The sequence below is a fragment of the Yersinia sp. IP36721 genome (genome assembly GCF_003634395.1).
GTDB lineage: Bacteria > Pseudomonadota > Gammaproteobacteria > Enterobacterales > Enterobacteriaceae > Yersinia > Yersinia entomophaga.
The window spans coordinates 182,150-203,965 of the sequence record NZ_QCZL01000002.1; the positions used below are offsets into that span (position 1 = coordinate 182,150).

Consider the following 21,816-nt stretch of genomic DNA (forward strand, 5'->3'; position numbering starts at 1 on the left):
AAAGTTAATGCCGCTTAGCACCAGAAATAGAATGGTTCATTGGTGTTATAGCCGATAAATGACTGCATGCTGATGCGTTTGCCCGAATCAAACCCGCAAATTGCATGTGGTCGACGCGTATTAATAATCACCAGTTCATTCTTTTGCGGCTGAATTCGCAGCGGGAATTGCAGACGTTCCTCTGGTAATTGATCGCCCTCAAACAGTTCGACCTCATCAAATGAAAACGCCTCCGTGTCCCATACCATTAATTCTCCCCCGGACGGTGGAGTTTCAATATAAATATTGGCGCTAAACTGATGTTCTAATTCGGCTATGGAGAATGGTAGGCAATCCACGTGGGGAACCGTTTCGGATAGATGAGCCGTCTCCGGGAACATGGCGCGGATAATCCCGGCAAACATCGGTTTTCCCTCAAAAGATGCGGTAACCGCTCCGTCTGGCCAATGTTGTTGGAAATGGTCAATCAATGCCTGCACCGGTGGTTTTGCTGGCGCGCAAATATTATCGATCAGTTCACGCATCTTGGCTGCATCGGCATAATATTTCTCTTTGGCACCGTCGCCATCAGGCTTGCCGTAGGTCATATTGAACGGCGTCCCCCAGCGATGCACGCCGTAGAAATTCTGCACAACCTGACCATCTTCATAAGTTTCATGGGTGTACTGGTGCAGTTTTGCCGTTTTATCGATGTAATCATTCAGCGATGAGGCAGTTTCTTCCGTACAGTAGTTAGGGATTCTTATGGCAAGAATTTCGCCACTGATTAACTTTTCCAGACTGCGTTGGTCAAGTTGTTCTAAGGTCACAATTTTGGATTGGCTAGCCGTTGTGGTCTGGTTGGTGATGTCTTGTAGGTTAGACATGATGATGATACTACTCCGTTAGTTTATATTCACTCATCAAAACCCTTTAAATACAAAGGATTACATTATCATCACTGCATTTTTGAGAGGATGCGCCAACCTGAGGCAATGGCTTCATTCAGCGTTCCCTCGCTAATAACCAAAGATGATAATAGTTATCTTTACCAATAAATAATCGCCTGTATATAACAAAATTAATTTATTTTATGAATATTTTGATTTTTTTCGTATAAAGCTATTTGTCTATAGTCCTGACCTGATAAAAAACCAACAAATACTGATTATTTATCCACCTAAAGGCCCACTTGAGGGAAAAATCGGGGAGATTGAAACAGATGTTGAATGAAGTGGTTAAAAATAAAATCTATTAATTTCAATGATAAATAGATTTTTTATATGCGTATAGCCAATGATTTGATGACGAGATAGAGTGAACCTTGCCAAAATTGGCAACGCTCTACCCTATTGACTCTGCGGTTGTTTACAGATTAAAGACTTTAGGCGAGGAGTAAATGCTGCAACTCAGTTAAAGAACTGACCTGATAGCGCGGTTGAATTCCTTCTGGACGCGCATGCCCCTGAGTATTTAACCAGCAAGTATCAATACCTGCGTTAATTCCGCCCTGAATATCTGAATGCGGATTATCGCCTACCATCAAGATTTGCTCTTTGGGCGGATTTGCCATCAGATTGAACGCATACTCGAAAATTCCTACGTCCGGCTTGGCTACCCCTACTTCTTCGGAAATAACCAGCGGCGAGAACACGTTCTTCAAACCGGTGCGTTCCAAACGAACATTCTGTAAGTCAGTAAAGCCGTTGGTAATAATCCCCAATTGAGCTTTACCATGCAGCGCATTAATTAATTCCTGCGCGCCGGGAAGCAGAGCGCAAATATCCGCCATCGCGACCAGAAACTCACTGTTTAGCGTATGGGGCGATACGCCCAACCTGTTCGCCCACATTTCAAAACGAGTGCTTTGCAACTGTGCGGCATTAATTTTCCCGTTTTGATAATCCACCCACAATGGCTGATTAACCAATTGATAATGCTCATAATCCTGTAGCGTAAATTCAGTTTTGAAGCGGGAAAACATCAGTTTTAACCCTTGGTAAGCATCAAAATGAAATAGCGTTTCGTCCGCATCAAAAAGTATCCACTTGTACTTCATTCTTTCTACGACTCCTGCGGTTAATACGCCACTTGGGTTCCTGATTTTATCTTAGCCGGCTATTCTCCGGTAGTTTGTCTGTATGAGCAACCTTACAACGCCATACATCGTGCAAAATATCAGATCAATAAAAGCCTGATTCGGCTTTCTGACCGGATATTTACTCGGCTACGCCGCTAAAGAGCGCAGTATGGTACGGTTGATTTTTACTGGGCGATTGCCTTCGGTTAATGGCAAATTGAAAACCGAGTGCGTTTTTTCATTCAGCGTAGACAAGGCTTCATCCAATGGGAGTGCCATATCTTCCGCAATATCGATAAGTTCATCTCTGGACCACAGCAGCCGACCAATTAATAAACGTAATAGCGCCGAATGATCGGCATCTAATCCAAAAATTTCCACCGGTTTTACCCAGGTGGCCATGGGCTGAATAGGCTTAGATTTTTGTTCTACAGTAGCGGGAAACATCGTTGATAGCACTTTATACAGTTCGCGACTTTCCTGCTGCAATTGCGCCACTCTGGCATTATCGTTAATCATTTTAGCCGTGGTCTGAGTCACGCTAACCGGCGGTGATTGATGCAGGTCGGTATAGACCAATTTACTGTCCAGTGATAACCGCACATAAACCCGCTCCAGAAATTTCACTTCCTGCGGGGTAACTTTGCCATCGGCCTGAACCAGGTGGGCCAAAAACGCGGCAATAGCCCGTCGGGTTGTGACACTGAGCGGCTCCATTTTTTTACGTAACGCGCCCAAGGTGCTGGTTTTCTTTATTCCCGGCTGTAAATACGCTTTTAAGCGCATACGTTGACCGGGGCTGATATGCCCCCAGGCATCGACATGTTGGCTGAGCATCATTAATTCTGGCTCAGAAATCCCGCCGTCTACCATTACCGCCGCGCAGGCCAGATCGAGCGTTACCACCGTTACCCGATAAGCCGGGAGCGTTTCTGATTCCGTTGCTAGCACCGTGATAGGAAACAGTGCAATCGTATCCTGTGCCGACGGAGTAATATTATCGGATAAAATATCAGGTTCGACCCCAAGCTGTATTTTCTCCATAGCTCGGACTAACGCCATGACTTTATTACGCGTCACCTCTCCGGGGCTATTTAAGCGGGTAAATAGTTCGTTGTAGGTCATGAGCAGTAACCCGTATCCCACCCGCTCTTTGATATTGTCCAATTCTTGCTTTAACGCTTCTGGCCACAGCGTCATTGGCAGTAGCAAAATAGCTTCCAGATCGTTAATTTTATCGGGATTGAGCGCAATAAACTGGCTGTAACCGGCTAACTCGGTGTAACAATCCTCCAGAATCAGCCTTAGTTTCTCTCTGCTATCTTTAGCCACGACCACATCAGGCAAATCATGAATACGCCGGGTAAACTGTTGATCCATCAGCCCTGCGGAAGCCGAACGGTAGCAAATCTGTAGTTTGGTTTTATTCATAGGCAGTATGAAACCTTGCGGGAAATACTGTCTATATCGCTGTTGGAACAGCTGCGAGAAAACGCCAAAATTGCGCGTAGCGGCAATATTATGCGGCAAGTTAGGATCAGATAATGCCCAGGCTACGGCCCAATCCGCCGGTAATGGATGCTGGTCAACGGCTAACTGCCCTAAACCGATTCGTAAACCTAATGGTAAATCTGTCCCGTAGCTGCCAATCGGCGGCGAAGAAAGATAAGTTTTTTCCGTGGGATCGAGAGGTGTGAGATAAACCAATAAGTTACGTGCACAACGTTCGAATTCACGATGCTCGCCATAAATTCCGAGTAAACGGATAATTTCCGCTTTTAACGCCGGTTGCTCATTTTTGGCTGCAACGTCTACGTTTGCGTCAATCAATAAGCGATGTTCTAATCCATAGAAGAACAGGAAAACGTAGCCAATATAAGCTTCAGGAGCCTGACGCCCTTCTGCCAGCCATTGCAAATAAGCGCGGCGAGCCTCTGGCGATATCATGGAGTAGTTAGGACGTTCATCAGTCAGCGGCAAAGACATATCAACATGATCGGCGGCCACTTTCAGCGTTGGGTTAATAAACGCAGGCTCTGCGCCACTGCGATTACTTTTCAATTTATTCCCGATGTAGATCATGCCATCCGGTAAATTAATTCCGGCCACCACGGCCAGTTCCCCAGGAGGCAGCCAAGAGGCTCGCGATAGTGAGCCTTGAGGTAGCACTGAAGCCTGATAATTTTGTTTATTCAGCTCATCTGCCAGCCTGAAAATATAAAACTCATCGTCCGATTGCAGCGGGAGCGTCGCCGAGATGTCCCTCTCGTCGGAAGGTATATCGGAAAGCAAAGGCGAAGGTTCAGTTGCCAGTTCGAGCTTCGGCTTAGAGACACGCTTTGCGGCTTTCAAATAATGCCAAAAGAAGAAAATGCATAATAGTGCAGCACCAACGGCTATTGATGTTTCTTTTGGCAGCAGTGATAGCAAAGCCAAAAGAATCATTAACAGTATGACCCAGCCAGTTGTGGCAGATTTTATCTTAGTCACGATGGTTTATAAGCCCCTATCTTGAAATAATAATTTTTATGCTGCCCTTAAGGGCAATTTCTTAATAATAATTCTATTTTTATAAAGTACGCATTGCAGATAGCCGAAATCCCCCCGAGTTAATACAGGTGAAATCAACTCAGCAGATTATCAATATAAGTAATTTATAATAAAGCCTCCCGATAGCGGGAAAAACAATTATGCCAGCAGACGCTAGTTTGAGCACGCTGTTTGTAAGGAATAATGCCAGGGCGCTAACAATATAAGTGGCTCAAAAGTAGGTAGCAGTTGCCAGAACAGCCTGAGTGTATCCCTATCACACATAAAATGCTGAATGATTGCTATTTTCAAACAGAAGAATCTCGGTTAATCTCTCGGAATTAACTTTCTGTTTTAACGGATATTTTATTCTGATGGGAAAAATCTCATCTCAATGAATAAATGCCCTGCAAACATACTGGTTGCAATACAAGGATGACGGTGACAAACAGAATTAACTGGCTTGATACGCCCTCGCGTTTTGGTTTAATCAGTCGGACACTTCATTGGTTGATGGCTTTGTTATTTTTATGGCAATTTTTCAGCGTGATTGTCTGGCATACTTTCGGACGCACCGCATTTACCTTGTGGATGGATAAACAGGGTTCCCACGCAACCGTAGGCTTTTTGCTATTTATCCTGGTAATAATACGTGCTTTATGGCGTGGGTTTAATAGACACCGTTACCCGCTTTCGAGGCCAAATAAAGCGAACAAGATCGCCATTGTTGGGCATATTACGCTTTATTTATTGATGTTTGTGATTCCCTTTTTGGCCCTTCTCCGCTGTTATGCTGATGGCAAAGGCGTGGTTGTCATGGGCATCCCTGTGTTGCCAGCCACGGGGATTGAAATCAAAGGGATTACCGTTTGGATCGATATGATGCATGGGCCACTAGCATGGCTGCTGCTCTTTTGCATTGGCGGTCATATCCTGATGGCAATAATTCACAGTTTTATACGTCGGGATGCTAATCTCCGCCCCATGATTTAAGTAGAGGCATCGATTCAGGATCAGGGTGGAGCTTTTCTATTACACCCTCAGCAATGTGGCAGAATAACATTTGAACAAGGAACCGAACGACATGATACCTAAGACGAAATTGAGGAAAAACCTTCCCTACGTTTTGATCGGACTCAATTTACTTTTTACGGCGCAGGTTCATGCTGAAATTGACGATCGGCGCGTGATTGCCGACTGCAAAAAAATTCCTTCTTACGCTAATGCAGGAAATACCGCCTATCAAAAAGGTGATTACGTTACAGCGCAAAAGCATTTTATGAATCAGGTTGCCTGGACAGAAGCCTGCCACTTCTCTGACGAGGTAAAAGTAGATAGCGGCGCCCGAGCTACGGCTTATAACAATATGGCGCTAACCTATATTCGTCAGGGAGATCTGCTTAAAGCAAAAGCCTGGTTAATGATTGCTCCAGAAGATAAAAAATCGCAATATAACCTGAAGCTTATCGCTGATAAAATAGCCGCATTACCTAAACCGACAACTTATGCTGGTGAATATTGGCAATATTCAGGACTGGGTAATTGGAACTCCATTGAAGTCACGCCAAAAGGTAATAAATTCACCATAGATTACAATGGTTACTATTTTGGTATTATGGGCATCTACTATGGCCCTAATATGGGGCAATTCTCTTTTGTTAGCAGTATTCCAGCTGATGGCAAGGTAGAATACGACCAGAGTAAAGCAGATAAAGAAACTGATTATTCCGGTGACTGCAAAGTTAATATGCAATTTACTCATGCGGATGTGACTGTAGAAACTGCGGGTGACTGCGGATTTGGTCATAACGTCAGCGCTGATGGCAATTATATTCGCGTCAGATAATCACTGTTTATTAGATCAGGCAATCGGTATGGTTGCCTGCATTATTCTATTCTCATTCCTCTATTCCCCAGCAACACCTCATCTTATAACGTAATGACCGAGTAAATGTAGGTATTTATAACGAAAGCTGGCCTATTTACCTATGAACTAAATAAATTTAATATACTTAATTTTTTTAAAGCAAAAATAAGCAACATAATTATTTATTTAATACTAAATAATTAACAATTAATTTAAAATAGTGATCTTGATCACGTTTTATTTGATAAATATAGATAGTATGAATTTTGAGCACATCAGTGCTTGTCTATTTAAACTGCAAAGGAGTGTTAATATGGGATATATGGTTTCGTTTAATGCTAATCCAGTAAATGCGTCAGAAGAGAGCCATTCACCTCAGGAAGTTCATTTGACTCACTCTGAGACCGAAGCTCTTAAGGATGACGAGTAAATATAAGTAGTCATTAACATACTGACAACTAAGTTATTTGTCTCTTATTTTAATGACTAAAAACATTAAGCGCCGATAGTGGCCTCATCGGCGCTTAAATAACTCCCTTTCCATTAATAGTATCATTTAACCGAAAATTCCCCACATGACTGCTTGCTATTCCAGGGAGGAATTCCTATGCGTCCTATTGAGCGCGATTTCACATTATCCGATGCAAAAGATCGCGTTATCAAAGAAATTGATAATCTGGGTTTGATGTGGCGTAAAGAAGTTTACGGAAAGAATATTCTGACGATTGTTGTTACGTTAAAACATCCAAAGAATAACAATCAAACGATGGGCGTAGGTAAAGGAGATTATGGCAATGCTTTTGTTGGGGCATTATTTGAAGCACTGGAGCATTATATTGAGGATTTTTCCTCTCCTCTAGCCACAGTACGGCCTGCAAAGACTCTGATGCGTAAGGGAATACTAGCTAGTGACGATGTGCTGGATATGATTAGCACTCAACCTGATAGTCATCTGGCTACGCGCCGCTTCGCCTCTACCGCGGGAGATTTTTATTATCCATTAGCGCTTTGCGATCCCAATTATTCCCGTAAACCTCTTGCCGATGATAATTTTGACTATCGTTATCTCGCTCGCTATGGAAGCAATAGCGGCATTGCTATTGGCGCAAACCGAAACGAAGCTTTATTACATGGCATAAATGAATGTATAGAAAGGGATGCATTATCTTTGTTTCTTATCCAGGGTTTATACAGCCGAAGCCCATGTACAATATATGAAATTGATAAGCAGAGTTTACCGGAAGACGTCGCACGCAGCTGGCAAAATTCAGAAGAGGAAATTCAACAAAGGATACGAGTACTGGATATTACTCAGGGACTGAAATGTCGTACTTATCTGGCGTTAGCTGAAAAATCAAAACTAATAAAATATCCAATAGGCTGCGGAACATCGCTACATCCGCACCACGCACTGCAGCGAGCGTTAAGTGAATTGGTACAAATCAATGCGGTATTTAATCATAGCCAAGAGATTCAACGAGAGAACGAAGTATTGCATCAGCGGTTATTAAGATACAAAAAATTAGAGCGTTGTTTTTGCATGCGAACCGCGGATATTTTTAACACCAATGAAGTCTTACTGTGTCGCCTGCCAGTTTCAGACCACGCAGACAGTCGCCCCGCCGAAGATCTTGTCGAGATAGAACAGGATTTAATTGAACAAGGGTTTGTTATCGGGAAGAGTATTCTCTATGAAACTTCTCAGGTGTGTCTAACCAATGTTTTAATTCCTAGCTTTGAACGCTTTTATATTATTACCAGCGGGAATATTGTTTTACCTCTGTTAAGAGGAAGGAGGTCTCTTGAAAAAAAAACTATCTAAAGATGATTTTGCCGTCAGGTGGTTAATCAGAGAACATCAATATATTAAACACCAGAAACAGATAGGGGATATTCCCGAAGGCAATATAGTGACCTTAACCGAAGAGGTTGACCTTAGCATGGGGAGTTATTTCCTGGCACATGCGGAAGAGGAATCCTGGCTGGGGCGAAAATTTATATGTGAAAATGAATTAGGTCGACAAAGCTGGCCCAGCGTATTAAGCGATATTAATTTATTAGGTCCGTTCAATTCTGCCAGACGGGAAGGAAACCATGTCACGTTCAGTTATATTGCCCCCTCTTCTCGCCGGCGCTCTAGTTTTTTCCAAAGCCTATTAACCGACCCTATGGGCGAAATTGATTTTTGTTTTATTCGCGATTTTGACGGCGCACTTCCCTCTGGCGATAAATTTTGGCAAGTTGACCACCTTTCTGCTGAGAGAATGGCTAGGGAAGAACGCCATTTTCAGATGCACACAGAACTCAGCCTTAAGGTGTTAAAAACCCAGGGTGTTATTTACGATCCCGCCTGTTCTACCGGTGATTTTCTGGCATCCCTGGCTAATAAACTTCCTGAGTTTAATTATATTGGTTCAGATATTTCTCCTCAGATGATCGAATTTGCTCGTGAGAGACATAAGGAACGGCCTATTTCTTTTTCCGTTGGCGACGCCATGTCTTCCCGGCAACGCTGCGATATTCTTATTCTGCGCTTTCTGAATGATGAAGTGATGCAAATAGGTAGCGCGGCGCTCGCTTTTAATCATTTGATCGGCCTATTGAATCCCGGCGGGATAGCATTTGTTTTTGGTCATACTCCCGTATTGGTTCCCATCACAGACCTGGCCTCGGCGCTTGGATTTGAGGTAATAAAGAATACGGCCAGCTCACTGGATCAGTGCCACATATTTCAGTTTTATATGTTGAGAAAATACCCATGACGCAAGTGCGTAGCTCAGGTTTCTTCCCGGTTGATGATCTGCACTCCATATATTGGGAGCGGCATGGAAATCCGCAGGGCGAACCTTGGATCGTTCTCCACGGAGGGCCTGCGGGGCAAAGTCATCTTATTCATACGGCATTTTTTGATTTGTCACTGTGCGACGTTTTAATTTTTGATCAACGAGGTTGCGGCCAATCTCTTCCTTACGGCGAGCGAAGAATCAATACCATCAACCATCTGGTGGAAGATATTGAGAGGCTTCGATGTTTTTTAAAAATGCCGCGCGCCAATATTTTAGGTCTCTCCTGGGGCTGTTGGTTAGGCATTTTATACAAAATTCGCTATGGCATGAGCGGTTTGAAACTGGTAATCGGTTGCCCTTTTATTCCTATTGCGACTGTGCAGGAGCTGCATTGGTTTTATTTCCATCAGCAGATCTGCCAGACGCATAGGCTAAAACCTTTTATTTTTGCTGAAAACCAACCTAAATCGGCCACCTACTATCGCTGTTTACAGATTTTGGCCACGGGCCTAGCCAGTCAGAAGAGATCTATTGCTCAACTTTGGGTGAATACCGATGAAATCGCGACAAATGCGCACCAGGATTTCCATCAGACAATCACGTTAACCGATGAATTTTTCAATCCGCGAACTTATTCCGCCATCATGCTAGAAATTCATTACCATGCCGCCGGATTTTTTATTACCAACGATATATTGCGACAAGTTGCGCAAATGGACGCTCAGGGTGTCACTCTCGTTTGTGGTGAAAAAGACCGAATGGGAATGGTTGCAACCAACTGGTTAGCCGAACGGGTTAACGTTGAGGTAATACTCGTGCGGGATATCGCTCATCAGGCGCTTCATACAGAAATGATTAAACAACTCCGGCATCTTATTGCCCGATAGACATCGCGCTATAGGCAGAGCGTCAATGATAAAAATCCCCGCAGCCAACGCAAACGGGGAGTATATTATTTCCAATAAAATCAATTATTACTTCAACGCCATTACTTCAACGCCATTGCATCACGCATGGTAAAGAACAGGTCGGTTTGGTCAGTTAGACCCACGACGTTAGCCGCGTGAGGGCCATAGGCAGCAATGCGTAGCTGCGTGCCGGTATGACCTTGAGAGTCATCTTCGGAATTCCCATAACTGATCGCCATCACCGCGCCATCTTTGGTCATTAATGCCTGCGTCAACCCCGGCGCCTTGGCATCGGCCTCGACGATCTGGCTGGAATGAGCATGGTCGGCGGTCACAATCACCAGCGTGTTGCCGTCGGCTTTTGCGAACTCGAGCGCTTTTTGTACCGCTTCATCCAAATCAACAGTTTCACCGAACTGACCACAAGGGTTCGCGGCATGATCCTGTTTATCAATTGACGCCCCTTCTACCTGTAGGAAGAAACCTTTTTCATTGGTTTTCAACACTTCTATGGCTTTTTCTGTCATGGCGGCCAACGTTGGAATATCCGCAGTGCGTTCCGGATTCACCTCGCAGGTGACTGGAGATTTATCGATATTACCGTGGTATGACGCCTTCGGGCCTAACCAACGCACTGGCATATTACCCGCCGAGAATAGGCCAAGAACGGGTTTATCCTGATTTGCCTGAGTTACCCCATTGAGATCATTCAGACTCTCAACAATCAGATAACCGCGGGCAATAGCCTGGTCGCGCAAGGATTTATCCTTCCACTCGCCGGCCTTAGCCAGTTGCTCAAAAGATTTTGCTCCGCCGCCTAGCGTGATATCTGCCCGGGCTTGGATCATTTGCTCGGTTATCGAACCTCTTCCGCCGTTTTCCAGCGCATTGGTCGCGCATTTTTCGCTAGTTTCTTCAGGGCCATAGCATTTGCGACCGGTAACGTGAGCAAACTGAGCGGCAGGCGTGGCATCTTGCAACTCTGCGGTAGAAACGTTGCCAGTGGCTTTCCCTGCCGCTTTCGCCAGTTCCAGAATGGTGATGTGATCTTTGCCTGTAAAATCCACACCCAACGCGCCGTTATAAGTTTTAACGCCGCTTGACCATGCGGTGGCTGACGCAGCGGAATCAGTTACATAATTCGGTTTTTGCGTCTTTTTGTCTAAAGAGTAATGCGTGTATTGACCCGTCAGTGGCAAGGCATCAATGCCTTTGAAGAAACCGCCGGCACCCGCCGCATAGTTACGCGCCGAGGTGATTTCAGAATCGCCCATTCCATCGCCAATCAGCAAAATGACATTTTTTACGGTTTTATCCGATAAAGAGTCGCGTAAAGCCTGCGTCTGGTCACTATCTAATCGACGAGCTCCGCCGAACTGAGTGATGTCGCCTTTCGCGGAACGGTCATATAAGCCCGTTTCTGCGGCACTGGCGTTAGGCATCAGTAATGTGCAACTGGTAGACAGCAACAGCGTTGATAATGCGACTCGGGAAGCGGTAGAAATGCGCTTTGACATCGGTAGAGTTCCTTTTGTAACACACTAATACAGTTTGTATTTATTGGTTACATTGGATACTAGAGCAGCCGGATGACGTTTTTATGACGGCTTATGTTAATTATTTCACCCTCATTTTTAATCAAACTACTTTAAAAAACATCGGCTCAATTTTACTAACAGAAAGCGGCATTTTGCCGCTCTGGCATGCTTTCCCATGTTCCCTATTTACCGACATCCCTGCCTCACTGAAACATCACCATATTTATCAAAAAGTTAAACCAGTAAGGGCAGAATTTAGCGAGTAGGAAAGTATTCACTCCGCGGAGTACGAGTTACTCGGTGTCCATCGGTCTCACTGACTGATAGATATCAATATCGAAATAACCGTCGGCCATTCCGTCATTCAAATAGACCTCAAAACACGCACCTTCTGCCGGGAGGTAGCCACTGGCGGGTAAATGCAGGTTATACAACTCTCCCCATGCCTTGGCATAATCCCCATCGGTCACCCGCGCACGATAAACCGCATAAGTCCCACCAGGTATTATTTGTAAAAGCACACCACTGCTGGCATGCGCGGGCAAGACAAAATCATCGGCCACAGAAAAAGCCACATCAGCCCGCAGATCGGCGGGTGGCGTGGTTTCAGGGTTATCCCAATAAAGCGCTAGCCAGGATTCATAGGGTAACGGGTGCTGCTGCTGCCAGGATGATAACTGTTTGAAACCAAGAGGAATGGTTTCGGCGTAAGGGCCAATCACCCGAATACTGACAACTTGCTGCGGCTGTTTTTCAATAATGCGAAATGTCATCGTAGCGGCCTCTCAAGATAAGATTTAGGAAGATCTCTCTTCTCACGAACGGTTTCAAATACAATACTGAGCCTGATTGAACGTGAGTAAATATCAATGCGTCGTGGCACTGTATAAATAAACAGTGCCACGATATTATCTGACTATTGCTCATTTATACAGCGTTAATTGCGCTATTTTTGTTCTATTTCGCGCCAATTGACTCATCAGGCAAGCGCTCGCCAGCACGTTGTTGGTTGGCGGTTGTTTATTTTGGACAGATTTCACCCAATTGACTCTTCCTTAATTCGCGACCAACTCGCCGCACAATCAGCAACGGTCACTAAATTGTTGCCACAGTTGCGTTAGAATACGCGACAATTTTTCTGCCCATTGCTGTTGTCCAAAGGATTGAGTGATCAAATCCTGACGAATCTCAATGCCTACATAAGGTAAATATCGCCTTTCAGCGTGGAACGGCAAGGTGTAATCCGTCGCATCAGTCATGGCATAAGGTTCGTTGACCCCGACCTGTAAATCGCCTTCTGCACGTAATAATTCAACCAGCAATAAAGCCCATTCCGGATTGCGGTTAAACAGCGTACCGATCTGCCAAGGTCTGGCCACACCTTTAAAAGTTGGCGTAAAACTATGCATAGAAATGATAACGCTAGGTTGCCCTTGGGCTGCGCGTCGATCCAGCGTTTGGCGAATAAGATCGTGGTAAGGCTGGAAAATTTCGGTTCTGCGGGCTTCTGCCTGCGCGGGGGTGACACTTTGATTGCCTGGAATCGTGGTTTGCTCGGAAATTTCAGGGATAGAACTGGCGATACCGGGAGTACGGTTACAGTCGATGACCAGGCGAGAATAGCGCTGATGGATTAAGGTGGCGTCCAGCAGCTCACTGAGCCGTTGAGCTACGGGTAAAGAGCCGATATCCCAGCCAATATGTCGATCTATTTCGCCGGGCGGTAGGCCTAAATCACCTAATCGCGAGGGGATAGTTTGCCCGGCATGGTCAGCCAGGAAAATGAAAGGAGAGACTGCACAAGCGCGTTCTAGCACGGCCGGCGAGCAATCCTCAGCGGTTAATAAGGGCTGCGGGCGGTCAACTGACATCTTTCTGACTCCGATAGATTAGGCAAAACCTCATCCTAGTCGCTATTTAAGGCTATGCCCAGTCACGGCTGATAACCTGGCATAATCAGTTTGAAGGATAAAGACTAACGCTTTGTAGTTAATCAGTGCGAACCACTTCGCATTGTCAATGATAGGCGGCATAAAACTGACAGAGGCTATTCAAAAACGCCGGTTTTTCGTGCCATACTGCTGTTGATAAAACCAGTAGATAACCCCCACGGAGCCTTATGGAAACCTTTTACATTGACCGTACTGACACCCCAGCAGGTGAACTGGTCATTATTGGCGATAGCGAACATAACCTGCGCGCCATTGATTGGGTCGATCACTATGAAAGACTGCTGAAATTACTGACGTCTCACTATGGGCCAAATACTTTTACGCTGACTGAAAAGATTAATCCTGGCGGTTTAACCGAGAAAATGCAGCGTTACTTTGCCGGTGAGCTGGATATTATCGATGGCCTGCCGGTAAAAACTGCGGGGACGGCGTTTCAACGGCAAGTGTGGCAAGAGTTGCGCAACATTCCCTGCGGGAAAACCATATCCTACGGCGAATTGGCTCAACGAATTGGTCGCCCTACTGCTTCCCGCGCCGTGGGCATGGCTAATGGCCTGAACCCAGTCTCCATTGTGGTGCCCTGTCATCGCGTCATCGGCGCGTCCGGCTCGCTGACCGGCTACGCCGGTGGCGTAGAGCGGAAACGTTGGTTATTGGCTCATGAAGGTTATCTTTTAGCGCGCTAAGCATTGTTACTCTTATCAGACGCCTTAAAAGATGTTAAAATTGACAAATATCAATATTAATGGGAATACCCTCATGATCCCGGAAAAACGTGTTATCCGACGTATCCAGTCAGGTGGTTGCGCAATTCATTGTCAGGATTGCAGCATCAGCCAACTCTGTATTCCTTTTACCTTAAATGAGCACGAGCTGGATCAGCTCGACAACATCATTGAAAGGAAAAAGCCTATTCAGAAAGGACAGGCGTTGTTCAAAGCTGGCGATGAGCTGAAGTCTTTGTATGCTATTCGTTCCGGGACCATTAAGAGCTATACCATTACCGAAGAAGGCGATGAGCAAATTACCGGTTTCCATCTGGCTGGTGATTTGGTTGGTTTCGATGCGATCAGCAATTTACAACACCCGAGTTTTGCTCAGGCGCTGGAAACTTCGATGGTCTGTGAGATTCCGTTCGATACGCTTGATGATTTATCCGGCAAAATGCCTAACCTGCGTCAGCAGATGATGCGTTTGATGAGCGGTGAAATCAAAGGCGATCAGGATATGATTCTGTTGCTATCGAAGAAAAACGCGGAAGAGCGTCTGGCCGCCTTTATCTATAACCTGTCGCGCCGTTTTGCCCAACGTGGTTTCTCACCTCGTGAGTTCCGCCTGACGATGACGCGTGGCGATATCGGTAATTATCTGGGGCTAACGGTTGAAACCATTAGCCGCTTGCTGGGCCGCTTCCAGAAAAGTGGAATCCTCAGCGTAAAAGGCAAATACATTACCATTGAAAATACCGAAGCGCTGGCACAGCTCGCGGGTAACCCAAAACCGGTGTGCTAATCTGACCTAATGCCAGATCAATAATTTGCATATTTATTGGTCTGGCTCTCTATCCCCCCTGTTCTGTTTTTCCATCATGGTTTACTCTGTAAGTAACACACTGTTAATAGTGATTCGCAGTTGTAAGGAGACCCTATGGCAAAGTATCAGAATATTCTGGTGGCTATTGACCCCAATCAGGACGATCAACCGGCATTGCGCCGAGCTGTTTATCTGGTGCAGCGTAACGGCGGGCAAATCACAGCCTTCCTCGCTATCTACGATCTTTCTTATGATATGACCACCCTGCTTTCGCCAGATGAACGAACGGCGATGCGTAAAGGCGTGATCAGTCAACGCGCAGCCTGGATTGCCGAACAGTGTCGTTTCTACGTTGAAGCGGGCATTCCCATTGATATTAAAGTGGTTTGGCACAACCGACCCTATGAAGCCATAATTCAGGAAGTCCTGAGTGCGAAGCATGATTTGCTGTTAAAAATGGCTCATCAGCACGATCGGCTGGAATCTATTATTTTTACCCCAACAGATTGGCACTTATTGCGTAAATGCCCCTGCCCTGTGTGGATGGTGAAAGATCAACCTTGGCCTGAAGACGGTACGGCTTTGGTGGCGGTTAACCTGTCCAGCGAAGATCCACTTCACGATCCGCTCAACCTCAAACTGGTACAAGAAACCAAAGAGCTGGCCGAGCATGTTAACCAAACGGCGGTGCATCTCATTAGCGCCTATCCGGTGACGCCAATCAATATTGCCATTGAACTGCCTGATTTTGATCCGAGCGTATATAACGATGCTATTCGCGGCCAGCATTTGATAGCCATGAAAGCGTTGCGGCAAAAATTTGGTTTGGACGAGAAATACACCCATGTGGAAAAAGGTCTACCGGAAGAAGTGATTCCGGATCTGGCTGAGCACCTACGCGCTGGCGTGGTCGTACTGGGCACATTGGGGCGAACCGGTCTTTCCGCCGCTTTTATCGGTAATACAACCGAACATGTGATCGACCATCTGAAATGTGATTTGCTGGCAATCAAGCCGGATGGATTTACCTGCCCAGTGGAGTGTAATGAGGATGGTGACGGTCTGTCATCCAACGGATAACGACCACTAAGCTTAGCGGCGATAAATTTAGCGATAACCTCTTCAATACCAAAGCCAGTCTGTGAAAACGGACTGGCTTTTGCTTAGTGAGCTAACTCAAAACGATATCAAAACGATAGGTTGTCTGCTCCGCACCGGTGCCGATAAATCAGGCACATCCGGTGCGTTCCCTACCCTTGAAAATTCCCTTACAGCAGTGTAATAGCAGGTTTTTAGCCTTAGCCTTTGGCTGATAAAAAGGACGCCAGTCGCTCCAGCGCCTGCTTGCATCGAGTATTCATTCAGCTACAGGAAGGCTTTGTATGGCAGCTCTGGCTCATCGATAAAGATATCGTGGAAGCCTCGGTTATGCTGATAATGCATTTTATGCTTGTCCGTTGGATAGGTGTACTTTCCGCCGACTTGCCAGAAGAACGGCGCAAATTTGTAGTCCAATCGATCTTTTTTCATTTTCCACAGTACCTCGATTTCACGAGTGTCACTTTGGAAGTTAGCCCAGATATCGTGATGGAACGGCACCACTACCTGCGCATTCAGAGATTCAGCGGCGCGCAGAATATCTGATGAAGTCATTTTATCCGTTACACCGCGCGGGTTTTCACCGTAGGACAACAGCGCGACGTCAATATCGTAATCGTTACCGTGTTTAGCGTAATAATTTGAGTAGTGAGAGTCGCCAGAATGGTAGATCGTGCCACCGCTGGTTTTTATCAGGTAGTTCACCGCACGCTCATCCATGGTATCCAGCAGAGCCTTATCCTTGGAGGATGTGCCTTTTGGTAATGTAATCAGTGCAGTACGGTCAAAAGAGTCCAACACGGTGATTTGAATATCGCCAATATCAATCACCGATCCAACTTTTGCCACGATGCAGCGTTCTTCCGGGACGCCCCAGCCAAGCCACAGATTAACGCAGGCCTGCGGGCCGATAAATTTCACATGATCGTCGCAGTTTTGCAGCACCGCGGCAGCGACGTTGACGTCGATATGATCGGCGTGATCGTGAGTAGCCAGCACGGCATCAATTTTCTTGATGGCAAAAGGGTCTAATACAAAAGGCGAAGTCCGAAGATTTGGCTGTAATGCCCGCACGCCGCCCATACGCATCATTTGATGTTGAGCATTCATATAAGGATTAGACTGCGTTCTTTTCCCAGTGCCACACCAAAAATCGATAGAAATGTTGGTATCACCGGCGGATTTAAGCCAGATACCGGTACATCCTAACCACCACATGGCGAAAGTATTGGGTTGAACCTCGGTTTTTTCGATTTCTTCATTTAACCAGGTTCCCCACTCAGGGAAAGTGTTCAAAATCCATGACTCACGGGTAATCTCGTTTACTTTGCTCATAATCAGACCTTTAGGATAAAGAAATTAGACCAAAATGACGTCTACCCCCTGCGCTTTCAGGCTGCTGATAACCTCTGGATTTGCATCCTTGCCGGTAATCAGAATATCGATTTTACTGGCTGGGCAAAACAGTAATCCCGTGCGCTGCCCCACTTTGGAGCTATCAACGACCACCACCAGTTTGCTGATTTTGTTCAGCATCTGCTGTTCCGAAACTGCGGTTAACATATCGGTTTTATACAGCCCGGTTTCATTGAGCGCCTTGCCACTTGTAAACATCCATTTGCCTGCATAAGCATCAAAAGTTGTCGAGGTAGGGTTAAGAATAATATTTTGCGTTTTGTTGTATTGACCTCCAATAATGATCACGCACTCGTGGTCGTTCTCAATCAGATAACAAGCCAGCGGGAAGTAATTCGTCACGATTTGTACGTCGCGCCCGCACAAAGTTTGTCCCAGTAAAAATGCGGTGGAACCGCAGTTAAGCACTATGCTGTCACCGTCCTGACATAGTTCCGATGCCTTGGCGGCAATGCGTGATTTTTCTTCATAGTTATCGGCGTTATTAATGTTCAGCGGCGACCAGGCCTGCTTCTTTTTATCCACGATGCACTCCGCACCGTTGCGTACCTTTCTTAACTGTTTCAATGCATCCAGCTTGGCGATGTCACGTCGTGCCGTCGCGGGTGAAATATCAAAACGCTCAATAAGATCGTTAATAGTGAGAGACCGCTTCGCATTTACCCAAGCCACGATTTCATGGTGACGTTGCATTTCATTCATTTCAGTCATCCTACGATAACCGCTCACATGCTGATTACATGGTGATTGGTTTTGATTTAAATTGATCATATACGTGAGAAAAATAACTGTCAATGTCATAATATTCAACAATTGAATGGCTACTCTCTCGGTATACCCTTAATTTCTTTATGCAAGAAAGGTCATTTATTACTTATCACAATCTATTTATATGTTTATTTTCAATACCTTAAATTAATTACATAACCACAAAGCCCTTATTAGTGTGAGTAAAATCAAATTAATCACATTGAATCATTGAATGATCACCTTTGATTATATAGCTTGTTGTTGTGTCATGTATTATCCGAGAAATGGATCTCTACAGGGCGGTGGCAAAGATTCCGTCCAACCATATTAGTGTCAGGGGGTGGTATGGAGTATCTGTATGATGTGTTTTATATCTTCTACAGCCAGGTCATGACCAAAGCGCCGTTGCTGCTTGGTCTGGTGACTTGTATCGGCTATAGCCTGCTACGTCGTGATATCACAACCATTATTAAAGGAACAATCAAGACTATTGTCGGTTTTATGCTGGTACAAGTCGGCGCAACAACGCTGGTATCCAGCTTTAAACCGGTCATCGAAAAAATGGCCGAATTCCACGGTCTGACAGGATCGGTTATCGATCCCTATACGTCAATGATGACAACCATGGAAACCATGGGCGACGATTATTCCTGGGTCGGGTACGTGGTATTACTGGCGCTGGCAATCAATATTCTGCTGGTGGTGCTGCGTCGCTACACCGGGATTCGCACCATTATGCTAACCGGCCACATTATGTTCCAACAGGCTGGGTTGATCGCGGTTTTCTACTTTGTGATGGCGGTTCCTATGTGGGAAACCGTGATTTACTCATCGATTCTCCTCGCCCTTTATTGGGGTATTTTCTCCAATATTATGTTTAAACCGACGGAAGCTGTGACCGGCGGCGCAGGTTTCTCTATCGGGCACCAACAGCAGGCCGCCTCCTGGATTGCGGTAAAAGTTGCACCTAAACTTGGCGATCCGAAAGATAACGTAGATAATCTGAAGCTGCCGAAGTGGCTGCATATATTCCATGACAGCATTGCCGCCACTGCTATCGTTATGACGCTGTTTTTCGGCGTAATTTTACTCTCTTTCGGCATGGATAACTTGCGTTCGATGGCGGGCAGCACTCACTGGGCCATCTATATCCTGGAGACCGGCCTGAAATTCGCCGTAGCAATTCAGATTATTGTGACCGGTGTGCGTATGTTCGTGGCCGAGCTGTCTGAGGCTTTTAAAGGCATCTCTGAACGCGTTATTCCCAATGCGGTACTGGCGATTGACTGCGCCGCGATCTACGCCTTCTCCCCTAACGCGATGGTATTTGGTTTTATCTGGGGCGCTTTAGGGCAGTTCACTGCCGTATTGGTGATGCTGGCCTTCAATACATCCATCATGATTATTCCCGGTTTTATTCCGATGTTCTTCTCCAACGCCACTATCGGCGTGTTTGCCAACCACTTCGGCGGCTGGCGTGCGGTCATGAAAATCTGCTTTGTAATGGGAATTATCGAAGTATTAGGATCTGCCTGGGCTATTGATCTGTTTATGCAGAATGGCACTACCTTCAATAGCTGGATGGGTATGGCCGACTGGTCTCTGCTATTCCCTCCTATCATGCAAGGTTTATCTGCTTCATCCTTAACTTTCTACCTGTTGATCGCACTGGCGCTGGTTTATATGTTCTTTGCCTCCCGCACTTTACGGGCTGAAGAAGATGCAGCTAAAGCGCTGACGGCACTCCCCCCTGCGGTAGATGAAAATCCGGCCGAAGAGGCAAAACCCGAACATTCTACCGATGCGCCCAGCGTCGAAGGCGCTAAACCGGTTCGGATTCTCGCCGTCTGCGGCAACGGGCAAGGTTCTTCTATGATGATGAAAATGAAGATCGGCAGCTATCTAGAGAAAAAAGGCATTCCCCATCACATGGATTCCTGCGCGGTTTCTGACTACAAATCCAAACTGGCTAATACCGACATTATTGTTTCGTCAAAACACTTGTCGAGTGAAATGGAAGTTGGAGAAGGTAAATTTATTCTTGGGGTACAAAATATGCTGAACCCACATTCTTTTGGCGAACAGTTGCTTGCTCTGATTGAGCAAGTTAACCAACAAAAATAACCTAAATTTTAATTTTGATGACACACCAGAGCTAACCGGGGAGATATCACTATGACCACCTCATCACTGAAAAGCTCGTTGATAGAAAACCGCTCCATCATGTTACAGGCGCAGGCCGAAGACTGGCGCGCGGCCATCAAGCTGGGAACCGATATGCTGATTGCCTCAGGTGCTGTGACGCCGGCCTACCATCAGGCCATTATCAACAGCGTTGAAAAGCTCGGCCCTTATATCGTTATTGCACCAAATTTTGCTCTGCCTCACGCCCGACCGGAAGACGGCGTAAATCGCACGGCGTTTGCGTTAGTGACTTTAAGCGAACCTATTTATTTCGACGGAGAAGACGACGCGGTGGATGTGCTGATCACCCTCGCAGGCAGCAGTTCGGATGAGCATATGGCGGGATTAATGGAGGTTACTCAGGTTCTGGATGATGAAAACAGCGAAACCGGAGTCGATCTCGACAAACTGCGCCGCTGCCGTAGCACCGAAGATGTTTATGCGGTGATTGATGCGGCGCTGCGGGTGTGACAAGGAGAATAAATTATGTATCAAGCTTTGAAACATCGGGTGCTGGAAGCCAACTTGCTGTTGCCTCGCTACGGTTTAGTGACCTTTACTTGGGGCAATGCTTCCGAGATTGATCGAAAGCATGGCGTCATGGCCATTAAGCCCTCCGGCGTGGAATATGACCAGATGAAAGCCGAGGATATCGTGGTGCTGGATCTGGAGGGCAAGGTGATCGAGGGCGATTTAAATCCCTCGAGCGATACCCCGACTCATCTTGAGTTATATCGTCTCTTTCCGGCGCTGGGTGGCATCGTACATACTCACTCGCGCTACGCCACTATTTGGGCGCAGGCGGGGAAAGATCTTCCGGCGTTGGGAACGACTCATGCTGACTATTTTTACGGTGATATTCCCTGCACTCGTCCACTAAAAGACAGTGAAATCAATCAGAATTATGAAAGAAACAGCGGGCTGGTGATTGATGAAACCTTCAGAATGCGCGGAATCGATCCGGTAGCCGTACCCGGCGTATTGCTCTATGGGCACGCCCCCTTTACCTGGGGAAAAAATGCGCTTGAAGCGGTACATAACGCGGTGGTTTTAGAGGAAGTCGCCGCCATGGCGCTGGCGACACGCTCGCTCAATGCACATATTCACCTGCAGAATGCTTTGTCAGATAAACATTATCGACGTAAACACGGCAGCAACGCCTACTACGGGCAGCGCTAGCCGCACCACGCTCCTGC

At 46.1% G+C, this 21,816-nt stretch carries 19 protein-coding genes; 11 read left to right on the forward strand and 8 right to left on the reverse strand.

Going from position 1 to position 21,816, the window contains the following annotated elements:
- Window positions 1–14 precede the first annotated feature (14 nt).
- The 3 genes from DBA33_RS02900 to DBA33_RS02910 form a co-directional block, all read right to left on the reverse strand.
- Window positions 15–866 (reverse strand): 2OG-Fe(II) oxygenase, encoded by an 852-nt coding sequence (locus DBA33_RS02900; RefSeq protein WP_064513782.1) that lies wholly within the window; start codon window positions 864–866, stop codon window positions 15–17.
- Window positions 867–1,363: 497 nt separating this feature from the next.
- On the reverse strand, window positions 1,364–2,038 hold the full coding sequence (gene yjjG / locus DBA33_RS02905) for a pyrimidine 5'-nucleotidase (RefSeq protein WP_064513785.1): 675 nt from the start codon (window positions 2,036–2,038) through the stop codon (window positions 1,364–1,366).
- Between the two features lie 168 nt (window positions 2,039–2,206).
- On the reverse strand, window positions 2,207–4,549 hold the full coding sequence (locus DBA33_RS02910; protein WP_120805500.1) for a TerB N-terminal domain-containing protein: 2,343 nt from the start codon (window positions 4,547–4,549) through the stop codon (window positions 2,207–2,209).
- Between the two features lie 474 nt (window positions 4,550–5,023).
- On the opposite strand from DBA33_RS02910, the gene DBA33_RS02915 reads away from it, so the two are divergent.
- The 5 genes from DBA33_RS02915 to DBA33_RS02935 all read left to right on the forward strand — a co-directional run bounded on the left by DBA33_RS02915 (window position 5,024) and on the right by DBA33_RS02935 (window position 10,128).
- A complete protein-coding gene (locus tag DBA33_RS02915; protein WP_158513758.1) occupies window positions 5,024–5,581 on the forward strand; it encodes a cytochrome b in 558 nt (185 codons plus the stop codon).
- Window positions 5,582–5,672: 91 nt separating this feature from the next.
- Window positions 5,673–6,434: a tetratricopeptide repeat protein gene (locus DBA33_RS02920; protein ID WP_064513790.1), complete on the forward strand. Its 762-nt coding sequence runs from the start codon at window positions 5,673–5,675 to the stop codon at window positions 6,432–6,434.
- Between the two features lie 628 nt (window positions 6,435–7,062).
- Complete coding sequence (locus tag DBA33_RS02925; RefSeq protein ID WP_120805502.1) at window positions 7,063–8,277, forward strand: YcaO-like family protein; 1,215 nt, start codon at window positions 7,063–7,065, stop codon at window positions 8,275–8,277.
- Window positions 8,258–9,217, forward strand: a complete 960-nt coding sequence (locus DBA33_RS02930) for a class I SAM-dependent methyltransferase (RefSeq protein ID WP_064513794.1) — start codon at window positions 8,258–8,260, stop codon at window positions 9,215–9,217. Before DBA33_RS02925 ends, DBA33_RS02930 begins: the two co-directional genes overlap by 20 nt.
- Window positions 9,214–10,128, forward strand: coding sequence for an alpha/beta fold hydrolase (locus DBA33_RS02935; RefSeq protein WP_120805504.1), 915 nt, complete (start codon window positions 9,214–9,216; stop codon window positions 10,126–10,128). The genes DBA33_RS02930 and DBA33_RS02935 overlap by 4 nt, the downstream gene beginning before the upstream one ends.
- A 101-nt stretch (window positions 10,129–10,229) precedes the next feature.
- Here the strand turns inward: DBA33_RS02935 and phoA are convergent, their stop codons facing one another.
- The 3 genes from phoA to DBA33_RS02955 all read right to left on the reverse strand — a co-directional run bounded on the left by phoA (window position 10,230) and on the right by DBA33_RS02955 (window position 13,558).
- Window positions 10,230–11,666 (reverse strand): alkaline phosphatase, encoded by a 1,437-nt coding sequence (gene phoA, locus DBA33_RS02940; protein ID WP_120805506.1) that lies wholly within the window; start codon window positions 11,664–11,666, stop codon window positions 10,230–10,232.
- A gap of 314 nt (window positions 11,667–11,980) precedes the next feature.
- Window positions 11,981–12,460, reverse strand: a complete 480-nt coding sequence (sbmC, locus tag DBA33_RS02950) for a DNA gyrase inhibitor SbmC (protein ID WP_120805508.1) — start codon at window positions 12,458–12,460, stop codon at window positions 11,981–11,983.
- 309 nt (window positions 12,461–12,769) lie between these two features.
- Entirely contained in the window at window positions 12,770–13,558 is a 789-nt protein-coding gene (locus tag DBA33_RS02955; protein WP_120805510.1) for an N-formylglutamate amidohydrolase, read from the reverse strand.
- A 248-nt stretch (window positions 13,559–13,806) separates the two neighbouring features.
- Here DBA33_RS02955 and ogt point away from each other — a divergent pair, with 248 nt between their 5' ends.
- The 3 genes from ogt (at window position 13,807) to uspE (ending at window position 16,252) form a co-directional block, all read left to right on the forward strand.
- Entirely contained in the window at window positions 13,807–14,325 is a 519-nt protein-coding gene (gene ogt, locus DBA33_RS02960; protein ID WP_064513804.1) for a methylated-DNA--[protein]-cysteine S-methyltransferase, read from the forward strand.
- Window positions 14,326–14,398: 73 nt separating this feature from the next.
- Complete coding sequence (locus DBA33_RS02965; protein WP_064513806.1) at window positions 14,399–15,151, forward strand: FNR family transcription factor; 753 nt, start codon at window positions 14,399–14,401, stop codon at window positions 15,149–15,151.
- 135 nt (window positions 15,152–15,286) lie between these two features.
- The gene (gene uspE / locus DBA33_RS02970; protein ID WP_064513808.1) at window positions 15,287–16,252 is read left to right on the forward strand and encodes a universal stress protein UspE; all 966 of its coding nucleotides are present in this window, start codon (window positions 15,287–15,289) and stop codon (window positions 16,250–16,252) included.
- A 285-nt stretch (window positions 16,253–16,537) separates the two neighbouring features.
- Here uspE and ulaG read toward each other — a convergent pair whose 3' ends face one another.
- Both ulaG and ulaR read right to left on the reverse strand, forming a co-directional pair.
- Window positions 16,538–17,605, reverse strand: a complete 1,068-nt coding sequence (gene ulaG / locus DBA33_RS02975; protein ID WP_064513810.1) for an L-ascorbate 6-phosphate lactonase — start codon at window positions 17,603–17,605, stop codon at window positions 16,538–16,540.
- A 24-nt stretch (window positions 17,606–17,629) separates the two neighbouring features.
- Entirely contained in the window at window positions 17,630–18,388 is a 759-nt protein-coding gene (gene ulaR / locus DBA33_RS02980) for an HTH-type transcriptional regulator UlaR (RefSeq protein WP_064513812.1), read from the reverse strand.
- Window positions 18,389–18,781: 393 nt separating this feature from the next.
- On the opposite strand from ulaR, the gene DBA33_RS02985 reads away from it, so the two are divergent.
- The 3 genes from DBA33_RS02985 to DBA33_RS02995 are packed head-to-tail and all read left to right on the forward strand — an operon-like array spanning window position 18,782 to window position 21,799.
- Window positions 18,782–20,560 (forward strand): PTS ascorbate-specific subunit IIBC, encoded by a 1,779-nt coding sequence (locus tag DBA33_RS02985; protein ID WP_120805512.1) that lies wholly within the window; start codon window positions 18,782–18,784, stop codon window positions 20,558–20,560.
- A gap of 51 nt (window positions 20,561–20,611) precedes the next feature.
- Window positions 20,612–21,091 (forward strand): PTS sugar transporter subunit IIA, encoded by a 480-nt coding sequence (locus tag DBA33_RS02990; protein WP_064513816.1) that lies wholly within the window; start codon window positions 20,612–20,614, stop codon window positions 21,089–21,091.
- 15 nt (window positions 21,092–21,106) lie between these two features.
- Entirely contained in the window at window positions 21,107–21,799 is a 693-nt protein-coding gene (locus tag DBA33_RS02995; protein WP_064513818.1) for an L-ribulose-5-phosphate 4-epimerase, read from the forward strand.
- Window positions 21,800–21,816: the final 17 nt, after the last annotated feature.

What these genes read in the sequence shown, in the direction of transcription:
- DBA33_RS02965 (WP_064513806.1), top strand. Translation starts at nt 14,399, where the DNA reads ATGATCCCGGAAAAACGTGTTATCCGACGTATCCAGTCAGGTGGTTGC.
- DBA33_RS02920 (WP_064513790.1), top strand. Translation starts at nt 5,673, where the DNA reads ATGATACCTAAGACGAAATTGAGGAAAAACCTTCCCTACGTTTTGATC.
- ulaG (WP_064513810.1), bottom strand. Translation starts at nt 17,605, where the DNA reads ATGAGCAAAGTAAACGAGATTACCCGTGAGTCATGGATTTTGAACACT.
- phoA (WP_120805506.1), bottom strand. Translation starts at nt 11,666, where the DNA reads ATGTCAAAGCGCATTTCTACCGCTTCCCGAGTCGCATTATCAACGCTG.
- DBA33_RS02900 (WP_064513782.1), bottom strand. Translation starts at nt 866, where the DNA reads ATGTCTAACCTACAAGACATCACCAACCAGACCACAACGGCTAGCCAA.
- ulaR (WP_064513812.1), bottom strand. Translation starts at nt 18,388, where the DNA reads ATGAATGAAATGCAACGTCACCATGAAATCGTGGCTTGGGTAAATGCG.
- DBA33_RS02990 (WP_064513816.1), top strand. Translation starts at nt 20,612, where the DNA reads ATGACCACCTCATCACTGAAAAGCTCGTTGATAGAAAACCGCTCCATC.
- uspE (WP_064513808.1), top strand. Translation starts at nt 15,287, where the DNA reads ATGGCAAAGTATCAGAATATTCTGGTGGCTATTGACCCCAATCAGGAC.
- DBA33_RS02925 (WP_120805502.1), top strand. Translation starts at nt 7,063, where the DNA reads ATGCGTCCTATTGAGCGCGATTTCACATTATCCGATGCAAAAGATCGC.
- DBA33_RS02985 (WP_120805512.1), top strand. Translation starts at nt 18,782, where the DNA reads ATGGAGTATCTGTATGATGTGTTTTATATCTTCTACAGCCAGGTCATG.
- yjjG (WP_064513785.1), bottom strand. Translation starts at nt 2,038, where the DNA reads ATGAAGTACAAGTGGATACTTTTTGATGCGGACGAAACGCTATTTCAT.
- DBA33_RS02995 (WP_064513818.1), top strand. Translation starts at nt 21,107, where the DNA reads ATGTATCAAGCTTTGAAACATCGGGTGCTGGAAGCCAACTTGCTGTTG.
- sbmC (WP_120805508.1), bottom strand. Translation starts at nt 12,460, where the DNA reads ATGACATTTCGCATTATTGAAAAACAGCCGCAGCAAGTTGTCAGTATT.
- ogt (WP_064513804.1), top strand. Translation starts at nt 13,807, where the DNA reads ATGGAAACCTTTTACATTGACCGTACTGACACCCCAGCAGGTGAACTG.
- DBA33_RS02915 (WP_158513758.1), top strand. Translation starts at nt 5,024, where the DNA reads ATGACGGTGACAAACAGAATTAACTGGCTTGATACGCCCTCGCGTTTT.
- DBA33_RS02955 (WP_120805510.1), bottom strand. Translation starts at nt 13,558, where the DNA reads ATGTCAGTTGACCGCCCGCAGCCCTTATTAACCGCTGAGGATTGCTCG.
- DBA33_RS02935 (WP_120805504.1), top strand. Translation starts at nt 9,214, where the DNA reads ATGACGCAAGTGCGTAGCTCAGGTTTCTTCCCGGTTGATGATCTGCAC.